Raw genomic sequence first — 19,175 nt, 5'->3', positions numbered from 1 at the left:
CCGGTCCCTCCACCGCACCGCGCCGAAAACCGGTGGCCGGGCGCCCGCGCCCCCCGCCACAGTGATCGTCGGGGAGAACACCCGACCACCACCATCCGACCACCACATACGGGGGGACCGTCATGTCCACATTGCGCGTGACCGCGGAGCGGCTCACCATCCTCGACCACCCCAACGCCGACGCGCTCGAACTGGCGCAGGTCGGCCTCTACCGCGCCGTGGTCGCCAAAGGCGCCTACCGCAGCGGCGACTTCGCCGTCTACATCCCCGAACAGGCCGTGCTGCCCGAGCCGTTGATCACGGAGCTGGGCCTGACCGGCAGGCTGGCCGGAAGCGCCGCGAACCGCGTCAGGGCGGTCCGGCTGCGCGGCGAGCTGTCGCAGGGCATCGTCTGCCGCCCGGCCGCGCTCGACGGTACGGACCTGGAGCGGGCCGCCGCCGGGGGAGCGGACTTCGCCGAACGGCTCGGCATCGTCAAATGGGTGCCTCCGGTGCCGGTGTCGATGAGCGGCGACGTGGAGTCGGCGCCCGACCTGCTGCCCTGGATCGACATCGAGAACCTCAAGCGCTACCCGGACATCTTCGCGCCCGGCGACCCGGTCACCGTCACCGAGAAGCTGCACGGCACGGCCTGCTGCCTCACCTACTACGCGGACAGCGGCGCCGTGCACGTCACGTCCAAGGGCCTCGGCGGACAGCGCCTCGCCCTCACCGAGACCGACCGCAATCTCTACTGGCGCGCCGTCCTCGGCCACGACCTGCCCGCCGTCGCGGCCCGGCTCGCCGAGCGGCTGGGCGCCGACCGGATCGGCGTCTACGGCGAGGTGTACGGCAGCGGTGTGCAGGATCTCGGCTACGGCGCCGACGCCCGCGCGCAGGGTGCGCCCGGTTACGCGGCGTTCGACGTGTGCGCGGACATCGGCGGGCGGGTGCGCTGGCTGGACGCCTTCGCGCTGCTGGCGGGCGAAGTGCCGCTGGTGCCCAAGCTGTTCGAGGGCCCCTTCGACCAGGAGGCGGTGCTGGCGCTGGCCCAGGGCACGGAGACGGTCTCCGGCCGCGGCCTGCACCTGCGCGAGGGCGTCGTGGTGCGCACGGCCGACGACCGCTACAGCGACGTGCTCGGCGGCCGGGCCATCGCCAAGGTCGTCAGCGACGCCTACCTGACCCGCAAAGGCGGCACGGAGTACGAGTGAGACCGGCCCCCGCGAGACCGCCGACCGCGCGACCGCCGACCGCGTGACCGCCAGCCGCCGACCGTGGGCCGACGCCCTTCCCCGAACAGCGTCGGCCCACGGTCGGCCCACCCCGGACCGTCAGCCCGCCCCGACCCGTCCGGCCCCCGCCTCCGCGCCGCCCTCCAGCCGCGCCCGCAACCGCCGCTTCGCCTCCGGCCACTCCTCGGCCAGCATCGAGAAGAAGACGCTGTCGCGCCACGTCACACCGTCCGAGCGCAGCCGGTGGCGGCGCCAGACCCCCTCGCGGACCGCGCCGAGCCGCGCGATGGCCCGCTGCGACCTGATGTTGAGATGATCCGTCTTCCAGCAGATCCGCCCCATGCCCAGCTCCTCGAAGGCATGGCCCATCAGCAGCAGCTTGGCCTCGGTGTTGACCGGGGTCCGCCAATGGGCGCGGCCGTACCAGGTCCAGCCGATCTCCAGCCGCTCGTCCCTGGCGCTCACGTCGTGGTACGTCGTCCAGCCGACGGCCCGGCCGCCCGCCCGCTCCACGACGGCGAAGGCGAGACCGCCCGCGGCCTCCGCGTCGGCGGCGACCCGTACCGCGAGATCGCGCAGCTCGTCCTCGGTGCGCGGCGGCTCCACCGGCAGCCAGCGCCACACCTCCTCGTCACCGCCGCCCGCGGCGAACAGATCGGGCACATGGCCGGGAGCGAGCGGTTCGAGGCGGACGAAACGGCCTTCGAGCACCGTGTGAGCGGGGGTTCTGGCAACCATGGACGCACCGTAACCAGCGGCCAGCGGGTCCTGGCAACGCGATTTCACCTCGTGGACCGCATGCTCTCGGCTCAGCCGGGTACGTGCGGGGGATCCGAGCACCGTTGACGCCAGAAGCGGCGAGAGGAACCAGAAGCGATGACCGACATCACCCCCGACGGCCTCGACCCGGACAGCGGCCTGCCCCCGGCGCAGCGCGCGCTGCGCGAGATCGCCCACGGCAGCGAGAACGTCGTCGCCCTCAGCACGCTCGCGGTCAGCGAAGTCCTGCTGCCGGTGCCGGGCGTGGACGAGGACCCCAACGGCGGCGAGCCTCCCCGGCAGATCCAGCTCCCGGTGTACGAACAGGAGGACGGCCGCCAGCTCGTGCCCGTCTTCACCTCCGAGACCCGGATGGCCGAAGCGCTGCCCACGACCAGTCGCTACCGGCTGGTCCAGCTCGCCGTGCTCAGCGGCGCCTGGCCCTCCGACGAACTGATCCTGTCCATCGACACCGGCAGCCCCGACTCGCTGAGCATCTCGGGCGAAGGCGTCCGCGCCCTGGCCGGGCTGGTCGGCGGCCAGAACTGACCGCCGACCGCGCCGTCAACCCCGCCCGAGCCGCCTGAGGCGGCTCCGAGCAGGCCCCGGCACGCCCCCCCCGGAACCGGTCAGCCCCGGTACACCACCAGGCCGCCGGGCACCTTGTCGAGCAGCAGCTCACCGGGCGCGGGTGCCACCTCACCGTCGTAGGCGAGGTGGACGCCCTCGCCGGGCAGCCGCAGCCGCAGCCGCCGTACGGTCGCCGACGTGTACACCGGCGACCGGGTCAGCACCCCGGTGAGGGCCGCGCCCAGCAGCCGGGTACGGGCGAAGGGCCCGCCGTCCACGATGCGCACGTCCAGGACGCCGTCGTTGAGGTCGCGGCGGCGCACCGGGGCGAGCCCGACACTGGAGTAGCGGCAGTTCCCCGCGAAGATCAGCCACACCGAGCGCGGCCGTCCGTTCACCTCGATGTCCACCGGCTCGCAGGTCCGCAGGACGTGCACGGCGGCCAGCACACTGGCGGGCCAGCTCCCCACCCGCCGCGACCAGCGCTCCCGTACCCGTACCAGCTCCGGGTACGACCCGATGCTGAAGGTGTTGAGGAAGGGCGCCGACTCGCTGTACGGCGAGTCCAGGCTGGTGTGCCGGGCCACGTCCACATTGGCCGCCCGGCCCGCCGCGACCGCCTTCGCGGTGTCCTCGACGGTCTCCAGGCCGAGGTCGAGCGCGAAGTGGTTACGGGTGCCGCCGGGGAAGACCGCCAGCGGCAGCCGGTGGCGCAGGGCGACGGCCGTGGCCAGGCACACCGTGCCGTCACCGCCGCACACCCCGAGCGCGCCGCCCTGCTCCACGGCCGTGCGCGCCGCCTTCTCCAGCATCTCCAGCAGGTCGTCGTCCTCGGTGCACTCGCCGACCGACGCCTCGGGCAGCGCGGCGGCGATCCGGTCGACGGGCGCCGACAGCAGCGGCGGCGGCCCCGACGCGGAGTTCACCACCACGTGCAGCCCGCGGCCCTCGGGCAGCGACGGCACCTGCGCGTCGGCGCCCGGCTCCGGCTTTCCCGGAGCGGGCGGCACCAGGGCGCGTACGACGACGGCGGCGCCAAGGCCCAGGGCCGCGCCCGCCACCACGTCACTCGGATAGTGCACTCCGGTGTAGATCCGTGAGAAGGCCACGCTCGCGGCGAGCGGCGCGATCACCAGGCCCCAGCGCGGCGACTCGATCGCCATGCCCGCGGCGAAGGCGGCGGCCGAGGCCGCGTGGCCCGAGGGGAACGACGAGGTGATCGGCTGGCGGTGCAGCCGCCGTATGACCGGGACGGTGTCGAGTATCGGCCGCGACCGCCGTACCGCGCCCTTGCCCGCGGTGTTGACCGTCAGCGACGCCAGTGCCAGCGAGCCCAGTCCGCGCGCCGCCGCCCGGCGTCCGGTCCTGCCGCCGGTGGCCGCGACGCCCGCGGCGACGGCGAACCACAGCCGGCCGTGGTTCGCGGCACTGCTCAGCCGGGGCAGCACCGGCTCCGCGCCCGGCCAGTGGCGCTCCGCCACCTCGGCGAACAGTGCCTTGTCCCAGTTCTTCCAGGGATACGTCATGCGGGCCGGTTACCCACGCCCGGCCGCGGCACACCGCCTGATCAAGGCCGTTGCCGTTCCGTCACGGACGGCCGACCGCGTATCCGCCGGTAACGCACTCGCGTACCCGCTCGCGGACCCACCGGGACCGCACCCGCGTACCCGCCCACGGACCCACCGGGACCGCACCCGCGCCGCCGCCCCCGTGTCCGTCGTCCACCGGCGCCGCCGCTGTAGTCTCACCGGGTGAACGAAGCTCACCCGCACGCCCCTTGGCCAGAGCCGGAACTCGTGATCTTCGACTGCGACGGTGTGCTGGTCGACAGCGAGAAGATCGCGGTGAAGGTGGACGCGTTCGTGCTCGCCGCGGTCGGCTGGCCGCTGAGCGAGGCCGAGATCGTGGAACGGTTCGTGGGCCGCTCCTACCGCGACATGACCACCGCCATCGAGAAACACCTGGGCCGCTCCCTGCCCGAGGACTGGGACGCCCCCTACCGGCACCTCTACCAGGAGGCGTTCGACGCCGACCTGACCGAGGTCGACGGCATCACGCAGGCCCTGGACGCGCTCACCCTGCCGAGCTGTGTCGCGTCGAGCACCAGCCACGAGGGGCTGCGCCACACGCTTGGCCTCACCGGGCTCTACGAGCGTTTCGAGGGCCGGATCTTCAGCGCGAGCGAGGTCGAGCACGGCAAGCCCGCCCCCGACCTCTTCCTGCACGCGGCCCGCAGCCTCGGCGTCGAGCCCGCGCGCTGCGTGGTCGTCGAGGACAGCCGGTACGGGGTGGCCGCCGCCCGCGCGGCGGGCATGCGCGCGTACGGCTACTGCGGCGGACTCACCCCCGCGGGCTGGCTCGAAGGCCCCGGCACGACGGTCTTCGACGACATGCGCGACCTGCCCGCACTGCTGCTGCGCTGAACGCGGGGCGCGCCGCCGCCTCCTCACCCGCGCACTCGGCCGTCGGCCGCCCCACCGGCCGTTCCGTCGGATGCGGACCGCGCCGTTGCGTCGGATGCGGACCGCGCCGCCGCGGGAGAAAGTGGGCCCCAGGGGTGCCCACCTACGCAGCGGAGGTAACCGGATGCGGCTCGGCCCGCGGTACGACCTGCGACCCGACTCGGGACTGCCGCTGCCCGCGTACTGGCGGGAACGGACCGCCGACGCCCGGCCCGGCGCCGAGGTCCCGGGCGGCGGCCCGCGGCTGCTCGACGCCGCCTGCGGCTACTGGGCCCGGCGCGGCCTGCCCTGCCGCGCGGACCACGTGCTCGCCGCGCCCGGCGCGGAGCCGCTGCTGTTCGCGCTGCTCGCCGCCGTCGACGGCGACCCGGTGCTGGCCCGCCCCGCCCCCGCGTGGCAGGCCCCGGTGGCCCGGCTGCTCGGCCGCGGGGTGCACACCGCGCCCACCCCGCCCGAGGGCGGCGTGCCCGACCCCTTCGCGCTGCTGGAGACCGTACGGCGGGCGCGCGCCGCGGGCGCCGACCCGCGGCTGCTGGTGCTGTCCGCCGCCGACGACCCGACCGGCACCGTCACCGCGCCCGAGCTGCTGCACGAGACGTGCGAGGCCGCGGCGGAGGCGGGGCTGCTGATCGTCTCCGACGAGACGTACTCCGACACGCTCCACCACCGCGACACGGTGCTGCTCAGCCCGGCCGAGATGCTGCCCGACCACACCGTCGTCCTGGCCGACCTGGGCGCCACGCTGGTCCCGGCCGCGGTGCCCGCCGCGCTCGCCCGCTTCCCCGCCACCGCCCACGGCGCGGCCTGGCGGGAGCGGGCCCTCGACGTACTCGCCGCGCTGCGCGCCGTGCTGCCGTATCCGGTCGCCGCCGCCACCGGATACGTCCTCACCGAGCCCGCGGAGGTCACCGACCGCACCGCCGCGGCCAACCGGCTGCACGCGCGTACCGCCGCTGCCGCCTTCCGCGCGATCACCGGCGCGGGGGCGACCTGCCGTCCGCCGCGCGCCGGTTTCCAGCTCTATCCGACGCTGCCCGCGCCCGGCCTGGACGCCGCCGCGCTGGAGGAGCGGCTGACCGCGGCCCTCGGCTACCCCGTACTCGGCGGCCACCGCTTCGGCGACGACCCGGACGAGCCGCGCGTGCGGATCAGCACGGGTCACCTGCACGGCGCCACCGAGGACGAGCGCCGTGTCGCGCTGGCCGCGCCCGACCCGCTCGCCGTCCCGCATGTCGTCGCCGCGCTGGCCGCGTTGGCCGTCGCCGTCAGCGGCCACGCCACCGGGTACCCGGAGGGCGGGTCGGGCCCCGCGGGCGGGGCGGTCGGCGAATCCGCGCGCATCGGTGAATCCGCCGACATCGGCGAATCGGCGGACACCGGATCGCGGGGGCGTGGGACCTGACCTATTTTTTGGGTAGGTCGATGAACGATGATCGGGGATCCGGTGGGTGCGAGCGGTGTTCGGGACGGCCGGGCGGGCCACACGTGCCTCGCCCGCCCTCCCCACACCCTGTGCCGCGGCCACGGGTCCCGCCGGTCCCGTCGGGCTTCCCGGCCCGGCCGGAACCGCCGGGGCCGCCGCCCCGGCTCGAACCGCCGGGGCCGCCGCCCCGGCCCGCTGTTGCCCGGCGAGTGTCGCCGACGGCGCCGAGACCGTGACGGATGGGAGTCCCGATGACCGATCAGAGCGAGCGCACCCTCGCCGAGAGCGAGAGCACCCTCGCCGGTCCGCGTCCGCTGGGCGAGCTGAGGACCTGGCCCAAGTCGTTCGCCGACCGGCTGACGGACCCGCTGCCGGGGCTGCGCGACGTCCTGCGCTCGGTACGAGAACGCAGCATGCGCCCGCCGGCCGCCGCGCTCGCGCAGGTGCCGTCGCTGCCGGTCGAGCAGGGACCGCTGCCCGCGACGACGGCGGGCACGGTCAGCCTCACCTGGGTGGGACACGCGAGCTGGGTGATCGGCATCGGCGGGCTGACCGTGCTCACCGACCCCGTGTGGTCCCGCCGGATCCCCGGCACCCCGGCCAGGGTCACCCCGGTGGGCGTGCCCTGGGAGACGCTGCCCCCCGTGGACGCCGTCGTCATCAGCCACAACCACTACGACCACCTCGACGCGCCGACGTTGAAGCGGCTGCCGCGCGACACCGCGCTGTTCGTGCCCGCGGGCCTGGCCGCCTGGTGCCGCCGCCGAGGCTTCACGCGGGTCACCGAGCTCGACTGGTGGGAGGCGGCGGAACTGGGCGGTGTCCGCTTCGACTTCGTCCCCGCGCACCACTGGAGCAAGCGCACGCTCACCGACACCTGCCGCTCGCTGTGGGGCGGCTGGGTGCTGACCGACGGCTCGGGGCGGCGCGTCTACTTCGCCGGGGACACCGGCTACGGCCACTGGTTCCGCGAGATCGGCCGCGCCCACCCCGGCATCGACCTCGCGCTGCTGCCGATCGGCGCCTACTCGCCGCGCTGGATGCTCAGCACCGTGCACACCGACCCGGAAGAGGCCGTACGCGCCTGCCTCGACGTGGGCGCGACCGCGATGGCGCCCATGCACTGGGCGACGTTCCTGCTCTCCGCCGAGCCGCCGCTTGAACCGCTCACCCGGCTGCACGCCGCGTGGGCCGCGACCGGCCGCCCCCGCGACGACCTGTGGGACCTGCCGATCGGCGGCTCACGGGTGCTGTCCGGCACGCCGTGAGGGCACGCCACGCCGAGGCACGGCACGCCGTAAGGGCAAGCACGGCGGCCTGATCGCGGGACGGCCGCCCCCGCTTGCGGCGCGCGGCCTACTTGCGGCGCGCGGCCTACTTGCGGCGCAGCCGCCGCACGACCATGGGCCCCGCCGCGAAGGCGAACGTCAGCCCCACCGCGAGCGCCACCCCCTGCCACGGCTCGGGGAACAGCGACCCGCCCAGGATGCCGACCAGTTGATACGCCGCCGCCCACACCAGACAGGCCGGGATGTCGCCGCGGACGAACCGCCGCAGCGACATCTCGCCCAGCAGGCACGCCACCATCACCGGGATACGGCCCGCCGGGATCAGCCGGGACAGCACCAGGACGGCCGCGCCGTGCGCGTCCAGCCGGTTCTGCGCCTTCTCCAGCGTCGTGTTGTCCACCCGGTCCTGGAGCCGGTGCAGCCAGCGCGAGCCGTTGCGGGACCGCACCCCGCGCAGGCCGAGCCAGTACAGCGCCACGTCCCCGAGGAAGGCGGCGAAGGACGACACGAGGAACACCCCGAGCAGCGCGAGCGGGGGTTGCGACTGGTGGAAGGCGACGACGGCCGCGCTGGAGACCACCGCGCCGGTCGGCACCACCGGCACCAGCGAGCCGAGCGACACCAGCAAAAACAGCGACGGATAACCTATGGCCTGCTGCGTGGTCTCGGACGCGGGGGAATTGGCGGCGGCCGACGCCAGGAAACCGATCACCCGCGGCTCTCCCGCCCGGCGTCCTCGACCAGCACCGACTGCCCGTGGTCGAGCCGGTGCACCGACACCCGCGGGGCCAGCCGGGCGGCGATCCGCACGAACTCCTCGCCGGGCGTGTGGAATTCGTGCGGCCGTACCGCGTCCATGCCGATCGGCCAGAATGTGCCGTAGTGCACCGGCACCGCGGCTCGGGGCGCCAGATCGGCCAGCACCCGCGCGGCCCGCGCCGCGTCCAGATGCCCGTGCCCGAGGAAGGGGCCCCAGCCGCCGACCGGCAGCAGCGCCACGTCGCAGGGGCCGACCGCGTCGGCCAGCCCGTCGAACAGCCCGGTGTCCCCGGCGAAGTACGTGCGCGCGGCCCCCTCCATCACATAGCCGAGCGCGGGGGAGCGCTCAGGCCCGTACGGCAGCCGCCGTCCGTCGTGCGCGGCGGGCACCGCCCTGACCGTCAGCTCCCCGCCGTCCGCGCCGCGTACCAGGAGCGAGTCGCCCGCGCCGACCTCCACCAGCCGCAGCCGGTCACGCAGCCGCCGCAGCCCCGGCACCGCGGCGACCGCGCCGCGCGGCAGGACCACGGTGGTGCCCGCCGCCAGCCGCCGCACCGAGTCCAGGTGCAGGTGGTCGGCGTGCAGATGAGAGATGAGTACGGCGTCGGCCGCGGTCGCCGACGCGGGCGGTACGGCGCCGCGCCGCCTGCGCAGATGGGCGAGCCGCCGGGTGAACAGCGGGTCGGTGAGCACCCGTACCCCGGAGTCCCGCACGGTCACCGTGGCATGACCCCACCACGTGATCTCCACCGCCACCGCGCCCGTCCTTTCCCGGCATCCGTCCAGGGCGCCCGTATCGCACACACGCGTCGCACCTCCCCGGTCAGGGGACTCGTACCGTGCCCGCGCACACCCTCGCAGGCCCGAGCGTATGCCCTGCCGAGGGCCGGGCCCGGCGCGCGCCCCGACGGGGCGCCGGGACGCCGCGGGCGGTATGGCACTGTGGAGGTGTGCCGCAGCCTGCGAAGAGACGGGAACGGGCCGTCGGCCGGAGCGTGGTGAGGGCCGTCGGCCGGGTGCTCGCTGTGTGGATGGTCTCCAGCGCGACCCTGGCCGTACTCGCCTGGGTGCTCCCCGACTTCCGCCTCGAGGCTCCCAACGGCGACAGCCCCACCCAGATCGCGGTGACCTCGGCGATCGGCGCGGGCGCCTTCGGCGTACTGAGCGCGCTCGTGTGGCCGCTGCTGGTCCGCGCCCTGCTGCTCGTGCCCGCCCTCGTGCTCGGCGCCCTGGTCTTCTTCCTCAACGGCTCGCTGCTGCTCGTCGCCCTGCGCTTCACCCCCGACGGCCGCGGCCAGGTCGCCCCGGCCACCGCCGTGGTGATCGCCGCCGTGATGTCCGCGACGTCCTCCGCCACCAGCACCGCCCTCGCGGTACGGGACGACGCCGCGTACGGCCGCAGGCTCGCCCGGCTCGCGGGCCGCAGAACCCGCGCGAGCGACCCGCCGCTGCCGACCACGCCCGGCACGGTCTTCCTGCAACTCGACGGCGTCGGCCACGACGTGCTGCGCGACGCCCTCACCTCCGCGCCGCCCGCGATGCCGACCCTGGCCGGCTGGCTCGGCACCACCCACCGGCTCACCCCGTGGCGCACCGACTGGAGCAGCCAGACCGGCGCGAGCCAGCTCGCCATCCTGCACGGCACGAACCACGACGTGCCCGCCTTCCGCTGGTTCGAGAAGGAGACCGGCCAGCTGATGGTCTGCAACCGGCCCTCCAGCGCCGCGGAACTGGAGCGCCGCGCGGTGGCCCGTACCGGCTTTCGCGGCCTGCTCGCCGAGGACGGCGCCAGCCGCGGCAATCTGTTCACCGGCGGCGCGGAACAGTCCGCGCTGGTGATGTCGGTGGCGGCCCGCCGCGACAAGTTCAGCCGCTCCAGATCCGGCTACTTCGCCTACTTCTCCGACCCGGCGAACGCGGTGCGCACCGCCTGGTCGTTCAGCGCCGAGGTGTGCCGCGAGATCGGGGAGTCGACGGCGTCGCGGCTGCGCCGGGACCGGCCCCGGATCAAGCGCGGCGGCCTCTACCCGCTGCTGCGCGCCTTCGCCACCGTCGTGGAACGGGACGTGGCCGTGGCCGCCGTCATCGGCGACATGCTGGCCGGAAGGACCGCCGTCTACGCGGACCTCGTGGCGTACGACGAGGTCGCCCACCACTCGGGCCCGCGCAGCAAGGACGCGCGCAAGGTGCTGGGCCGGCTCGACCGCTCGGTGGCGCTGATCGCCGACGCCTCGCGGTACGCGCCCCGGCCGTACCGCATCGTCCTGCTGTCCGACCACGGGCAGAGCGAGGGCGAGACCTTCGAGAGCGCGTACGGGGTGACCTTCCGCGAACTGGTGCGGGCCGGTTGCGGGCTGGCCGGGACCGAACGGCAGGCCAGGCGGCGGGCGGCGCGCGGCGCCGAGGCACGGGCGGCGGCCCGCACCGCGCTGCGCCGCCCCGAGCAGGAGCGGCGGGCGCAGGAGGAGGCCGAGTGCGCGGGGCCCGCGTCGCAGCCGGTCGTGCTGGCCTCGGGCAACCTCGGGCTCGTCGCCTTCCCCGAGATCGAGGGGCGGGCCACGCTGGAGGAGATCGACCGCCGCTCGCCCGCGCTCCTCGACGCGCTCACCGGGCACCCCGGTATCGGCTTCGTGCTCGTGCACAGCGCCGAGCGCGGCCCGCTCGTGCTGGGCCCCGACGGCTCGCAGCGCGAGCTGGCCACCGGGCGGATCAAGGGCGACGACCCGCTCGCGCCCTTCGGCGAGGGCGCCGCGGACGCCGTGCTGCGGGCGGACGGCTTCCCCCACATCGCCGACCTCATGGTCAACTCCGCCTGCGATCCGCGCTCCGGAGCCGTGCACGCCTTCGAGGAACAGGCCGGTTCCCACGGGGGCCTGGGCGGCCCGCAGAGCCACCCCTTCCTCCTGACCCCCGTCGAACTCCCCGTGCCGCCCGCCCCCCTCGTCGGAGCCGAGGCCCTGCACTCCCTGCTGCGCACATGGCTCACCCCGCCGCGCCCCGCCTCACCTCAGGAGAAGCGGCCCGGCGAGGAGCGATCCCGCGAGGAATCCACCCACCAGGAACCCACCCACCAGGAACCCATCCACCAGGAACCCATCCACCAGGAACCCATCCACCAGGAACCGGTTCGCGAGGAACCGACCCGCGCGACGACGGCGTGAACCGACCTGACGCCGCCGCCGGTCAGGCCGTGGCGCCGCCGTCGATCACCAGGTCGGTGCCCACGGTGGAGGTGGCCGCGGGGGAGGCGAGGTGGAGGACGGCGGCGGCGATCTCGGCGACGCTGGACGCGCGGCCGAGGGGGATCTGGGCGCGCAGGCGGGCGGCCTTGGCGGCGGGGGTCTCGCCGGGGCGCGAGGACATGGGGGTGTCGACGGCGCCGGGGCTGACGGCGTTGATCCGGACGCCGTCGCCGATGTGGTCGAGGGCGGCGGCGCGGGTGAGGGCGCTGACGGCGGCCTTGGCCGCGGTGTACGCGCCGAGGCCGGGAACGCGGCGGTGGGCGCCGATGTTGGAGGCGACGTTGACGACGGCGCCGCCGCCGTGCGCCCGCATGTAGCCGATCTCGTACTTCATGGAGAGCCACAGCCCGGTCAGGTTGGTGTCGAGGCTGTGCCGCCAGTCGGCCTCGGATATGTCGGCGACCGGGGCGGGAGGGGTGATGACGCCGACGTTGTTCACGGCCACGTCGAGGCCGCCGAAGCGGGCCGTCACGGCGTCGACCAGGCGCTCGACGTCCGGCGCGACGGTGATGTCGGCGGGTACGGCGGCGGCCTCGCCGACGCCCTCGGCCGCGATGAGGGCGACCGTCTCCTCGAGGGTCCGCTCACTCCGCCCGGCGACGGCGACGCGGGCGCCCGCACGGGCGAAGGCGAGCGCGACGGCCCGCCCGATACCGCTGCCGCCGCCGGTGACGAGGACGGCCCTGCCGGTGAAGGTGTCGGACATGACGGCTCTCCAGATGCCTTGGGTGCCTACGGGAATGAGAACGATCGGTCGCGAAAAGAGGGCTCGGACCCGTCCGGTCAGTCGAGCAGGGCCAGCGCCTGCGCCGCGGCGTCGCGCGGGCGTTCCGGGTCGCCGCCGGCCTTGCCGACCACGCGGATCCCCTGGAGCAGCACCAGGAGCATGCGGGCCAGCGCCCGCGGGTCCCGCCCGGCGGGCAGCTCGCCCTGGGCGCGGGCCCGCAGCAGCGCCGAGGTCAGCCCGGCCTCCAGCAGGTCCCAGCTCGCCTCCACCCGGCGGGCCGCGGCCCGGTCGTGCGGGGCCAGCTCCACCGCGGTGTTGGTCATGAAGCAGCCGCGCCGCAGTTCGTCGCGCGCGGACTCCTCGGCGAAGCGGGTCACCACCGCCCGTACCCCCGGCAGCGCGGGCCCCGGCTGTGACAACTCCTCCAGCAGCCGCGGGTCGCACAGCTCGCCGTAGCGGCGCAGCGCCAGCAGATACAGCTCGTGCTTGCTGCCGAAGGTGGCGTAGACGCTCGCCCGCGCGATGCCCAGCGCCTCGACGAGGTCGGCCATCGACGTGGCCTCGTAACCGCGCCGCCAGAACAGCTCAAGTGCCGCCTGGAGCGCCGTGTCCGGGTCGAATTCCTTGCTCCTCGCCATGCCGATGACCCTAGATTCAATGAGAACGGTCGGTCAAGAAAGAGCCGATCGTCAACTAAAGGTTGACGACCGAGGAATCGTCAACCTAAAGTTGACGCATGACCCAACACCCGGTACGACTCGACGACCTCATCGACTACGTCAAGGAACAGCACCCCGGCAGCGAACCGCTCGAAGACCTCCAGCACGCGGTGGCCGTCGCCACCCACGTCGGCGAAATCGCCGACCACCTCATCGGCCACTTCGTGGACCAGGCCCGCAGGGCGGGCGCCTCCTGGACCGACATCGGCCAGCACATGGGGGTGAGCAAGCAGGCCGCGCAGAAGCGGTTCGTGCCCAAGGTCCCCGAGGACCTGGAGTATCTGAGCGTGGAGGCGGGCTTCAACCGCTTCACCGCGCGCGCCCGCAAGACCGTCGCCGCCGGACAGGAGGAGGCCCGCGGCGCCAGGCACAGCGCCGTGGCACCCGAGCACCTGGTCCTCGGCCTGCTGGACGAGCCCCACGGCCTCGCCGCCCTGTGCTTCGGCGCCCTCGGCGTCAACGCGGAAGCCGTCCGCGCCGCCGTTTCCACCCCCGGCACCGAGGAAGAGCCCCTCAAGGGCAACCTCCCGGTCAGCCCCGCCGCCAAGAAGACCCTCCACCTGGCGCTGCGCGAGGCCCTGCGGCTCGGCCACAACTACATCGGCACCGAACACATCCTGCTCGGCGTCCTCAGCGACGACCAGGAACCTGCCGCCAGAGCGCTCGCCGGCCTCGGCGTCACGCACGAGGCGGCGGAGGCGTGGACCCTCGCGAGCCTGGCCGACCTCGCCAAGGAGTGACCGGCACGGCCGCCCGGCGCCGGCCGGCCCTCCCCGGCCGGTCCGGCGTCGCCCCTCAGCTCTCCTTGCGCAGCGCCAGCAGCCGGTACACCGGGTCGGGGCGCGGCACCTGCTGGCCGGGAAGGAGCGCCAGCCGCCGCACCAGCGCGCCGGCCTGCTCGTCGTCCAGCGCCAGCGCCGACGCGTAGTACCCGCGCTCCAGATCCCCGGCGGTCCGCTCGGGGGAGCGGCCCTGCCCATGGCCGGTGAAGCGCGCCTCGCCCGCCCTGCGCAGCCCGTGCTCCGAGGCGACGGCCAGGATCCGCGGGGCCGCGTCGTACGCCTTCCGCACCCGGTAGGGCGCCAGCAGTTCGTCCACGTCGCTGTTCATGTCGTGGCCCGAGTCCTTGTCGACCGTCGTCACGAACACCCCGCCGGGCCGCAGTACGCGGGCGCACTCGGCGACCACCGCGGGTGCGTCCGGCAGCAGGTGCAGCAGCCACACCGCGCTCACCGCGTCCAAGGACGCGTCGGCGAAGGGCAGCCGATGGCAGTTGCCCAGCACCACCGAGGCGCCGAGGCGCTCGGCGGCCACCTGGGCCATGCCCTCGGAGGAGTCGACGCCGAACACCCGCAGTCCCGGCCGGTCGAGCAGCCCGGTGACCAGACCCGTACCGCAGCCGATGTCCAGCAGTGTGCCCGCGCGTTCGGGCACCAGGGCGAGGATCGCGCGGGCCGCTGACCGGGCCCGCGGCACACCCCCGCGCGTGGCGTCGTAACGCGCCGCCTCCACGTCGTAGTCCAGCATGTGCGAAATGCTAGAGGCCCCAGGTGAACAGGGGTTCACCCGGGACCTTGCGCGCCGGTTACGTGGTGAGGCCAGTGTTACGTCTGGCCGAAGGGTCCGGATCCGGCCCGAGGCGGGTGCCGTTGTCCGGATTCACCGGTTCCGCGCGGCCGGGCCCGACCGGCCCGAGCGCGGCGCGGTCCAGCGCACCGCAGGTGCCGCCGACCGCCCGTCCCCCGCACGGCGCGGACGGGCGCGGCGGGAACCGGACACCGCGATGGCTCGCGCACGCCCTTCGGCCCCACGTCCCGTCAGCGCGCCGCACGTTTCCGTATACGCGTCACACGGCGCCCCTCGGGCTCGGTGGGGGTCCTGCGGGGCTTGTGGGTGCGGAATCCCACGGCTCGGCGGTGAACCCGCCCTGAGAAACGGCGCGTTACCGCGACCGGACGTGACGGCGGCGCGGTAGCCGATAGCCTCGCCGGATGACTGAGCTGGACGGCGGCGGTACGCCGACGGGCGCGTCCGGGACCGGGCGGCGGCAACGGCAGGCCCGCGATCTGGGCGGCAGGCCCTTCCCCGACATCGCGGTCGAAGGACCGGACGGGCAGCGCGAGGCGCTGGCGCGGCTGCGCGCCTGGGCCGAGCAGGAGGCGCAGGACGCCATCGACTGGTACCAGCGCGACAAGCGGCGCAAGCGCACCGCCTCCCGCACGCTCCAGGCGCTGGCCATCGCCCTCGCGGTGGCCGGTACGGCCGTGCCGCTGGCCACCGCGGCGAGCGGTGGCTCCGGGCAGGGCTGGGGATACGTCCTGCTCGCCGTCGCCGCGGGCTGCAAGGGATTCGACCACTTCTTCGGGCTGTCCGCGGGCTGGATGCGGGACATCACCGTCGCCCACGCGCTGCGCGGCGAGCTGAACGCCGTACGCCTCGAATGGGCCGCCGACGTGCTGCGGGCCGGGCCGGGAGGAGCCGCCGCCCGTACCTCGGGACCGCTCGAACCGGCCGAGGTCGAGCGCCAGTTGGCCCTCATCGCCCGGCTCGTCACGACGGTGCGCGGCCACGTCGAGTCCGAGACCGTCGACTGGCGTACGGACCTGAGCGCGCGCATCCGGCAGCTCAACGAGGCGGACGGCGGCCTGTCAGGCGCTGCGGTACCGGCCGCACCAGGCGGCCCGGCCGCATCCGGCGACCGGCAGCCCCTGGCGTAGGGCCAGCCCCTGACGTGGGCTTCCTGACGCAGGCCCGGCGGGCCGGGCTCCCGTCTCAGCCCCGGTAGAGCGCCTCGATCTCCCGCGCGTACGCGTTCTCTATCGCCCGCCGCTTCAGCTTCAGCGACGGCGTCAAGGTGCCGCGCTCCTCCGAGAACGGCGCCGCCAGGATGCGGAAGGTGCGGATCGACTCGGACTGCGAGACAAGGGTGTTCGCGGCGACCACGGCCCGCCGGATCTCCGCCTCCAGGTCCGGGTCGTGCACCAGCTCGGTGGCGGGCAGATTCGGCTTGCCGCGCATCCGCAGCCAGTGCTCGACGGCCTCCCGGTCGTAGGTGATCAGCGCGGCGACGAAGGGCCGGTTGTTGCCCACGGCCACGCACTGCGCGACCAGCGGGTGCGCCCGGACCCGCTCCTCCAGCGCGACCGGCGACACGCTCTTGCCGCCGCTGGTCACCAGGATCTCCTTCTTGCGGCCGGTGATCGTCAGATAACCGTCCTCGTCGAGCGCGCCCAGGTCCCCGGTGGCGAGCCAGCCGTCCCGCAGCACTTCCTCGGTGGCCTTTGCGTTGTTGAGGTAGCCGTGGAAGACCTGGCCGCCGCTCAGCCAGATCTCGCCGTCGTCGGCGATGGCCACGGTGGTGCCGGGCACCGGCTGGCCGACGGTGCCGAAACGCGTCTGCTCCGGCGGGTTCGCGGTCGCGGCGGCCGTCGTCTCGGTCAGGCCGTAGCCCTCGTAGATCGTGACGCCCGCGCCGGAGAAGAACAGGCCGAGCCGCCGGTCCATCGCCGAGCCGCCCGAGATACCGTGCCGCACCCGGCCGCCGAGCGCGTCGCGGACCTTGCTGTAGACCAGCTTCTCGTAGAGCTGGTGCTGCATCCGCAGACCCGTGCTCGGACCTGGCCCGGTGCCGAAGGCCCGCGCCTCCACCGCCTCCGCGTACCGCACCGCGACGTCGACCGCCTTCTCGAACGGCCCGAGCCTGCCGCCCGCCTCCGCCTTGCGGCGCGCGCCCTGGTAGACCTTCTCGAAGACGTACGGCACGGCCAGGACGAACGTCGGCCGGAAGGCGGCGAGGCTCGGGATGAGTTCGGCGGCCGTCATGCTCGGCTGGTGGCCGAGGCGGATCCGGTGCCGTACCGCGGCGACCTCCACCATGCGGCCGAAGACGTGCGCCAGCGGCAGGAAGAGCAGTGTGGACGGCTCCTCGCCCGGCTTGCTCCGGAAGACCGGCTCCCAGCGGGCCACCACGTTCTCGGTCTCCGCCATGAAGTTGGCGTGCGTGAGGACACAGCCCTTGGGCCGCCCGGTGGTGCCCGAGGTGTAGATGACGGTGGCGACGGCGTCGGGCGTGACGGCGAGACGGTGCCGCTCCACGACGTCGTCGCCGATCTGCCGCCCGGCCTCCGACAGTTCGGTCACGCAGTCGGAGTCGAGCTGCCACAGCCGGGTCAGCGCGGGCAGTTCGTCCACGGCCGCGCCGATCGTCATGGCGTGGTCCTCGTGCTCCACGACCGCCGCCACCGCGCCCGAGTCGTGCAGCATCCACCGCACCTGCTCGGAGGAGGAGGTCGGATAGACCGGTACGGACTGGGCGCCGATCGCCCACAGCGCGAAGTCGAACAGCGTCCACTCGTACCGGGTACGGGACATGATCGCGACCCGGTCGCCGAACCGTACGCCCTCGGCCAGCAGCCCCTTGGCCACCGCGAGCACCTGGTCGCGGAATTCGCTCGTCGTCACGTCCTGCCAGACGCCGTCCTCGTCCGCGCGGCCGAACACCACCTTGTCGGGGGCCTGCCGTGCGTTGCCGAACACGGCATCCGCCAAACCTCCGGCCTGTGGCGTCGTGGCCATGGGGGGGACGGTGAACTCGCGCAACGGGTGCTCTCCTCATACCGCACAGTGCGGGGCCCGTAAGCTATCCGATCCGCCGCACGGGCGGGAGGGCCGTGGCAGACCCGTGTTATCGGACATCTGTGCTGGTGGCGGGCGTATGACCGCGTCTCACAAGGGAGTCGTGCCCACGCGGCCGTTTCCGATGCTTCCGCCGCCGTACTTTTATCTCCACCAAATCTGCGCCGACCGGTCACTGGCGCTCCACTGTCCCAGGGGCCACGTGCGCCCCGCGCCCGGCCCCGCCCGCGGCTCCGCGTCGTTCGGCCCCGCGCCCGGCCCCGCGTCATCCGCCCCGCGTCCGGCCCCGCGTCCGGCCCCGCGCCTGGTCAGGGCAGCGGCTTGTGCAGCCGGTCGCCGCCCGCGAGGATCGCCGCGGCCAGCGCGTCGGCCGCGTCCTGGGCGCGGGCCTGCCGCCGCCCGTGCAGCAGGACGAAGTCCACCGCGCCCAGTTCCGGCAGCCCGGACCGGGCGGGCAGCCGTACCAGCCCGGCGGGCACCAGGCCCTGCGCGTGCGCCATCACGCCGAGGCCCGCGCGGGCCGCCGCGACCAGACCGCTGAGCGAGGCGCTGGTGCACGCCACCCGCCAGGCCCGCCCGTCGCGCTCCAGCACCTCCAGCGCGCGGGCGCGGGTGATGCCGGGCGGAGGGAAGGCGATCAGCGGCACCGGACGGTCCGGGTCCAGGCGCAGCCGCTCGCCGCCGATCCACACCAGCTTGTCGCGCCACACGAGCCGTCCGGGGCCGTTCGGCCCCTGCCGCTTGGCCAGGCACAGGTCGAGCCGTCCCGCGTCGAGCCACTGGTGGAGGGTGCCGGACAGTTCGACGGTCAGCTCCAGGTCGACCTCGGGGTGCTCGCGCCTGAAGCCTTCCAGGATCTCCGGCAGCCGGGTCAGCACGAAGTCCTCCGAGACGCCGAAGCGCAGCCGTCCGCGCAGCCGGGTGCCGGTGAAGAAACCGGCCGCGCGCTCGTTCGCCTCCAGGATCGTCCGGGCGAAGCCGAGCATGGCCTCGCCGTCCTCGGTCAGCTCCACGCCGTGGGTGTCGCGGGCGAAGAGCCGGCAGCCCGCCGCCTCCTCCAGGCGCCGCACATGCTGGCTCACCGTGGACTGCCGCAGCCCCAGCCGCTGCGCGGCCTGCGTGAAGCTCAGCGTCTGCGCCACGGCGAGGAAGGTCCGCAGCTGCACGGGATCGAACATGCCGCAAGTCTAGTCCGGCTATCGCGTTCCGTGATGACAGTGAGTACGGCAACCGGGCTTCCCGATCGCCGACGCCCCGACGATGCTGGAGCGGTGCCATCAGATACCGCGCCGCAGGACCCGCCAGACACCGCGCCGCGGGCCGCCGTGACGGACTCCGCGCCGCAGGACCCGCCAGATACCGCGCCGCGGGCCCCG

The 19,175-nt window shown here is 74.5% G+C and carries 17 protein-coding genes; 8 read left to right on the top strand and 9 right to left on the bottom strand.

Annotated features, from left to right (window positions below; all coding sequences use genetic code 11):
• Positions 1 to 122 precede the first annotated feature (122 nt).
• Positions 123 to 1,193: an RNA ligase (ATP) gene (locus ACZ37P_RS12100; protein WP_467346284.1), complete on the top strand. Its 1,071-nt coding sequence runs from the start codon at positions 123 to 125 to the stop codon at positions 1,191 to 1,193.
• Positions 1,194 to 1,313: 120 nt separating this feature from the next.
• On the opposite strand, the gene ACZ37P_RS12095 is transcribed toward ACZ37P_RS12100, so the two are convergent.
• Positions 1,314 to 1,952 carry a GNAT family N-acetyltransferase gene (locus ACZ37P_RS12095; RefSeq protein WP_391051339.1) on the bottom strand — a complete coding sequence of 213 codons (639 nt, stop codon included), beginning with the start codon at positions 1,950 to 1,952 and terminating at the stop codon, positions 1,314 to 1,316.
• Positions 1,953 to 2,090: 138 nt separating this feature from the next.
• On the opposite strand from ACZ37P_RS12095, the gene ACZ37P_RS12090 reads away from it, so the two are divergent.
• Positions 2,091 to 2,522, top strand: coding sequence for an SseB family protein (locus ACZ37P_RS12090; RefSeq protein ID WP_355339313.1), 432 nt, complete (start codon positions 2,091 to 2,093; stop codon positions 2,520 to 2,522).
• A gap of 80 nt (positions 2,523 to 2,602) precedes the next feature.
• Here the strand turns inward: ACZ37P_RS12090 and ACZ37P_RS12085 are convergent, their stop codons facing one another.
• Positions 2,603 to 4,069 (bottom strand): phosphatase PAP2 family protein, encoded by a 1,467-nt coding sequence (locus tag ACZ37P_RS12085; RefSeq protein WP_467346283.1) that lies wholly within the window; start codon positions 4,067 to 4,069, stop codon positions 2,603 to 2,605.
• A 270-nt stretch (positions 4,070 to 4,339) separates the two neighbouring features.
• On the opposite strand from ACZ37P_RS12085, the gene ACZ37P_RS12080 reads away from it, so the two are divergent.
• From ACZ37P_RS12080 to ACZ37P_RS12070, 3 genes are all read left to right on the top strand, one after another.
• Positions 4,340 to 4,966, top strand: coding sequence for an HAD family hydrolase (locus ACZ37P_RS12080; protein ID WP_391051485.1), 627 nt, complete (start codon positions 4,340 to 4,342; stop codon positions 4,964 to 4,966).
• Between the two features lie 163 nt (positions 4,967 to 5,129).
• Positions 5,130 to 6,407, top strand: a complete 1,278-nt coding sequence (locus ACZ37P_RS12075) for a pyridoxal phosphate-dependent aminotransferase (protein ID WP_467346282.1) — start codon at positions 5,130 to 5,132, stop codon at positions 6,405 to 6,407.
• 272 nt (positions 6,408 to 6,679) lie between these two features.
• Complete coding sequence (locus ACZ37P_RS12070) at positions 6,680 to 7,696, top strand: MBL fold metallo-hydrolase (protein WP_355339322.1); 1,017 nt, start codon at positions 6,680 to 6,682, stop codon at positions 7,694 to 7,696.
• 106 nt (positions 7,697 to 7,802) lie between these two features.
• On the opposite strand, the gene ACZ37P_RS12065 is transcribed toward ACZ37P_RS12070, so the two are convergent.
• Positions 7,803 to 8,429, bottom strand: a complete 627-nt coding sequence (locus ACZ37P_RS12065) for a DedA family protein (protein ID WP_391163714.1) — start codon at positions 8,427 to 8,429, stop codon at positions 7,803 to 7,805.
• A complete protein-coding gene (locus tag ACZ37P_RS12060) occupies positions 8,426 to 9,232 on the bottom strand; it encodes an MBL fold metallo-hydrolase (RefSeq protein ID WP_467346281.1) in 807 nt (268 codons plus the stop codon). The genes ACZ37P_RS12065 and ACZ37P_RS12060 overlap by 4 nt, the downstream gene beginning before the upstream one ends.
• A gap of 275 nt (positions 9,233 to 9,507) precedes the next feature.
• Here ACZ37P_RS12060 and ACZ37P_RS12055 point away from each other — a divergent pair, with 275 nt between their 5' ends.
• Positions 9,508 to 11,637, top strand: coding sequence for a phage holin family protein (locus tag ACZ37P_RS12055; RefSeq protein WP_467346549.1), 2,130 nt, complete (start codon positions 9,508 to 9,510; stop codon positions 11,635 to 11,637).
• 22 nt (positions 11,638 to 11,659) lie between these two features.
• On the opposite strand, the gene ACZ37P_RS12050 is transcribed toward ACZ37P_RS12055, so the two are convergent.
• Positions 11,660 to 12,424, bottom strand: coding sequence for an SDR family NAD(P)-dependent oxidoreductase (locus tag ACZ37P_RS12050; protein ID WP_355339331.1), 765 nt, complete (start codon positions 12,422 to 12,424; stop codon positions 11,660 to 11,662).
• Between the two features lie 77 nt (positions 12,425 to 12,501).
• A complete protein-coding gene (locus ACZ37P_RS12045) occupies positions 12,502 to 13,083 on the bottom strand; it encodes a TetR/AcrR family transcriptional regulator (RefSeq protein WP_391163718.1) in 582 nt (193 codons plus the stop codon).
• 98 nt (positions 13,084 to 13,181) lie between these two features.
• On the opposite strand from ACZ37P_RS12045, the gene ACZ37P_RS12040 reads away from it, so the two are divergent.
• On the top strand, positions 13,182 to 13,904 hold the full coding sequence (locus ACZ37P_RS12040; protein ID WP_467346279.1) for a Clp protease N-terminal domain-containing protein: 723 nt from the start codon (positions 13,182 to 13,184) through the stop codon (positions 13,902 to 13,904).
• A gap of 55 nt (positions 13,905 to 13,959) precedes the next feature.
• Here ACZ37P_RS12040 and ACZ37P_RS12035 read toward each other — a convergent pair whose 3' ends face one another.
• The gene (locus tag ACZ37P_RS12035; RefSeq protein WP_391163720.1) at positions 13,960 to 14,691 is read right to left on the bottom strand and encodes a class I SAM-dependent methyltransferase; all 732 of its coding nucleotides are present in this window, start codon (positions 14,689 to 14,691) and stop codon (positions 13,960 to 13,962) included.
• 464 nt (positions 14,692 to 15,155) lie between these two features.
• Here ACZ37P_RS12035 and ACZ37P_RS12030 point away from each other — a divergent pair, with 464 nt between their 5' ends.
• Positions 15,156 to 15,881 (top strand): SLATT domain-containing protein, encoded by a 726-nt coding sequence (locus tag ACZ37P_RS12030; RefSeq protein WP_467346277.1) that lies wholly within the window; start codon positions 15,156 to 15,158, stop codon positions 15,879 to 15,881.
• A gap of 55 nt (positions 15,882 to 15,936) precedes the next feature.
• Here the strand turns inward: ACZ37P_RS12030 and ACZ37P_RS12025 are convergent, their stop codons facing one another.
• The gene (locus ACZ37P_RS12025; RefSeq protein ID WP_401311415.1) at positions 15,937 to 17,763 is read right to left on the bottom strand and encodes an AMP-dependent synthetase/ligase; all 1,827 of its coding nucleotides are present in this window, start codon (positions 17,761 to 17,763) and stop codon (positions 15,937 to 15,939) included.
• Between the two features lie 344 nt (positions 17,764 to 18,107).
• Positions 18,108 to 18,977 (bottom strand): LysR substrate-binding domain-containing protein, encoded by an 870-nt coding sequence (locus tag ACZ37P_RS12020; protein ID WP_467346275.1) that lies wholly within the window; start codon positions 18,975 to 18,977, stop codon positions 18,108 to 18,110.
• Between the last annotated feature and the right edge of the window lie 198 nt (positions 18,978 to 19,175).

The organism is Streptomyces sp. NPDC024632 (genome assembly GCF_055559175.1).
The sequence above is the reverse complement of the archived record's forward strand: the minus strand, read 5'-3'. Positions and strand labels throughout refer to the sequence as shown.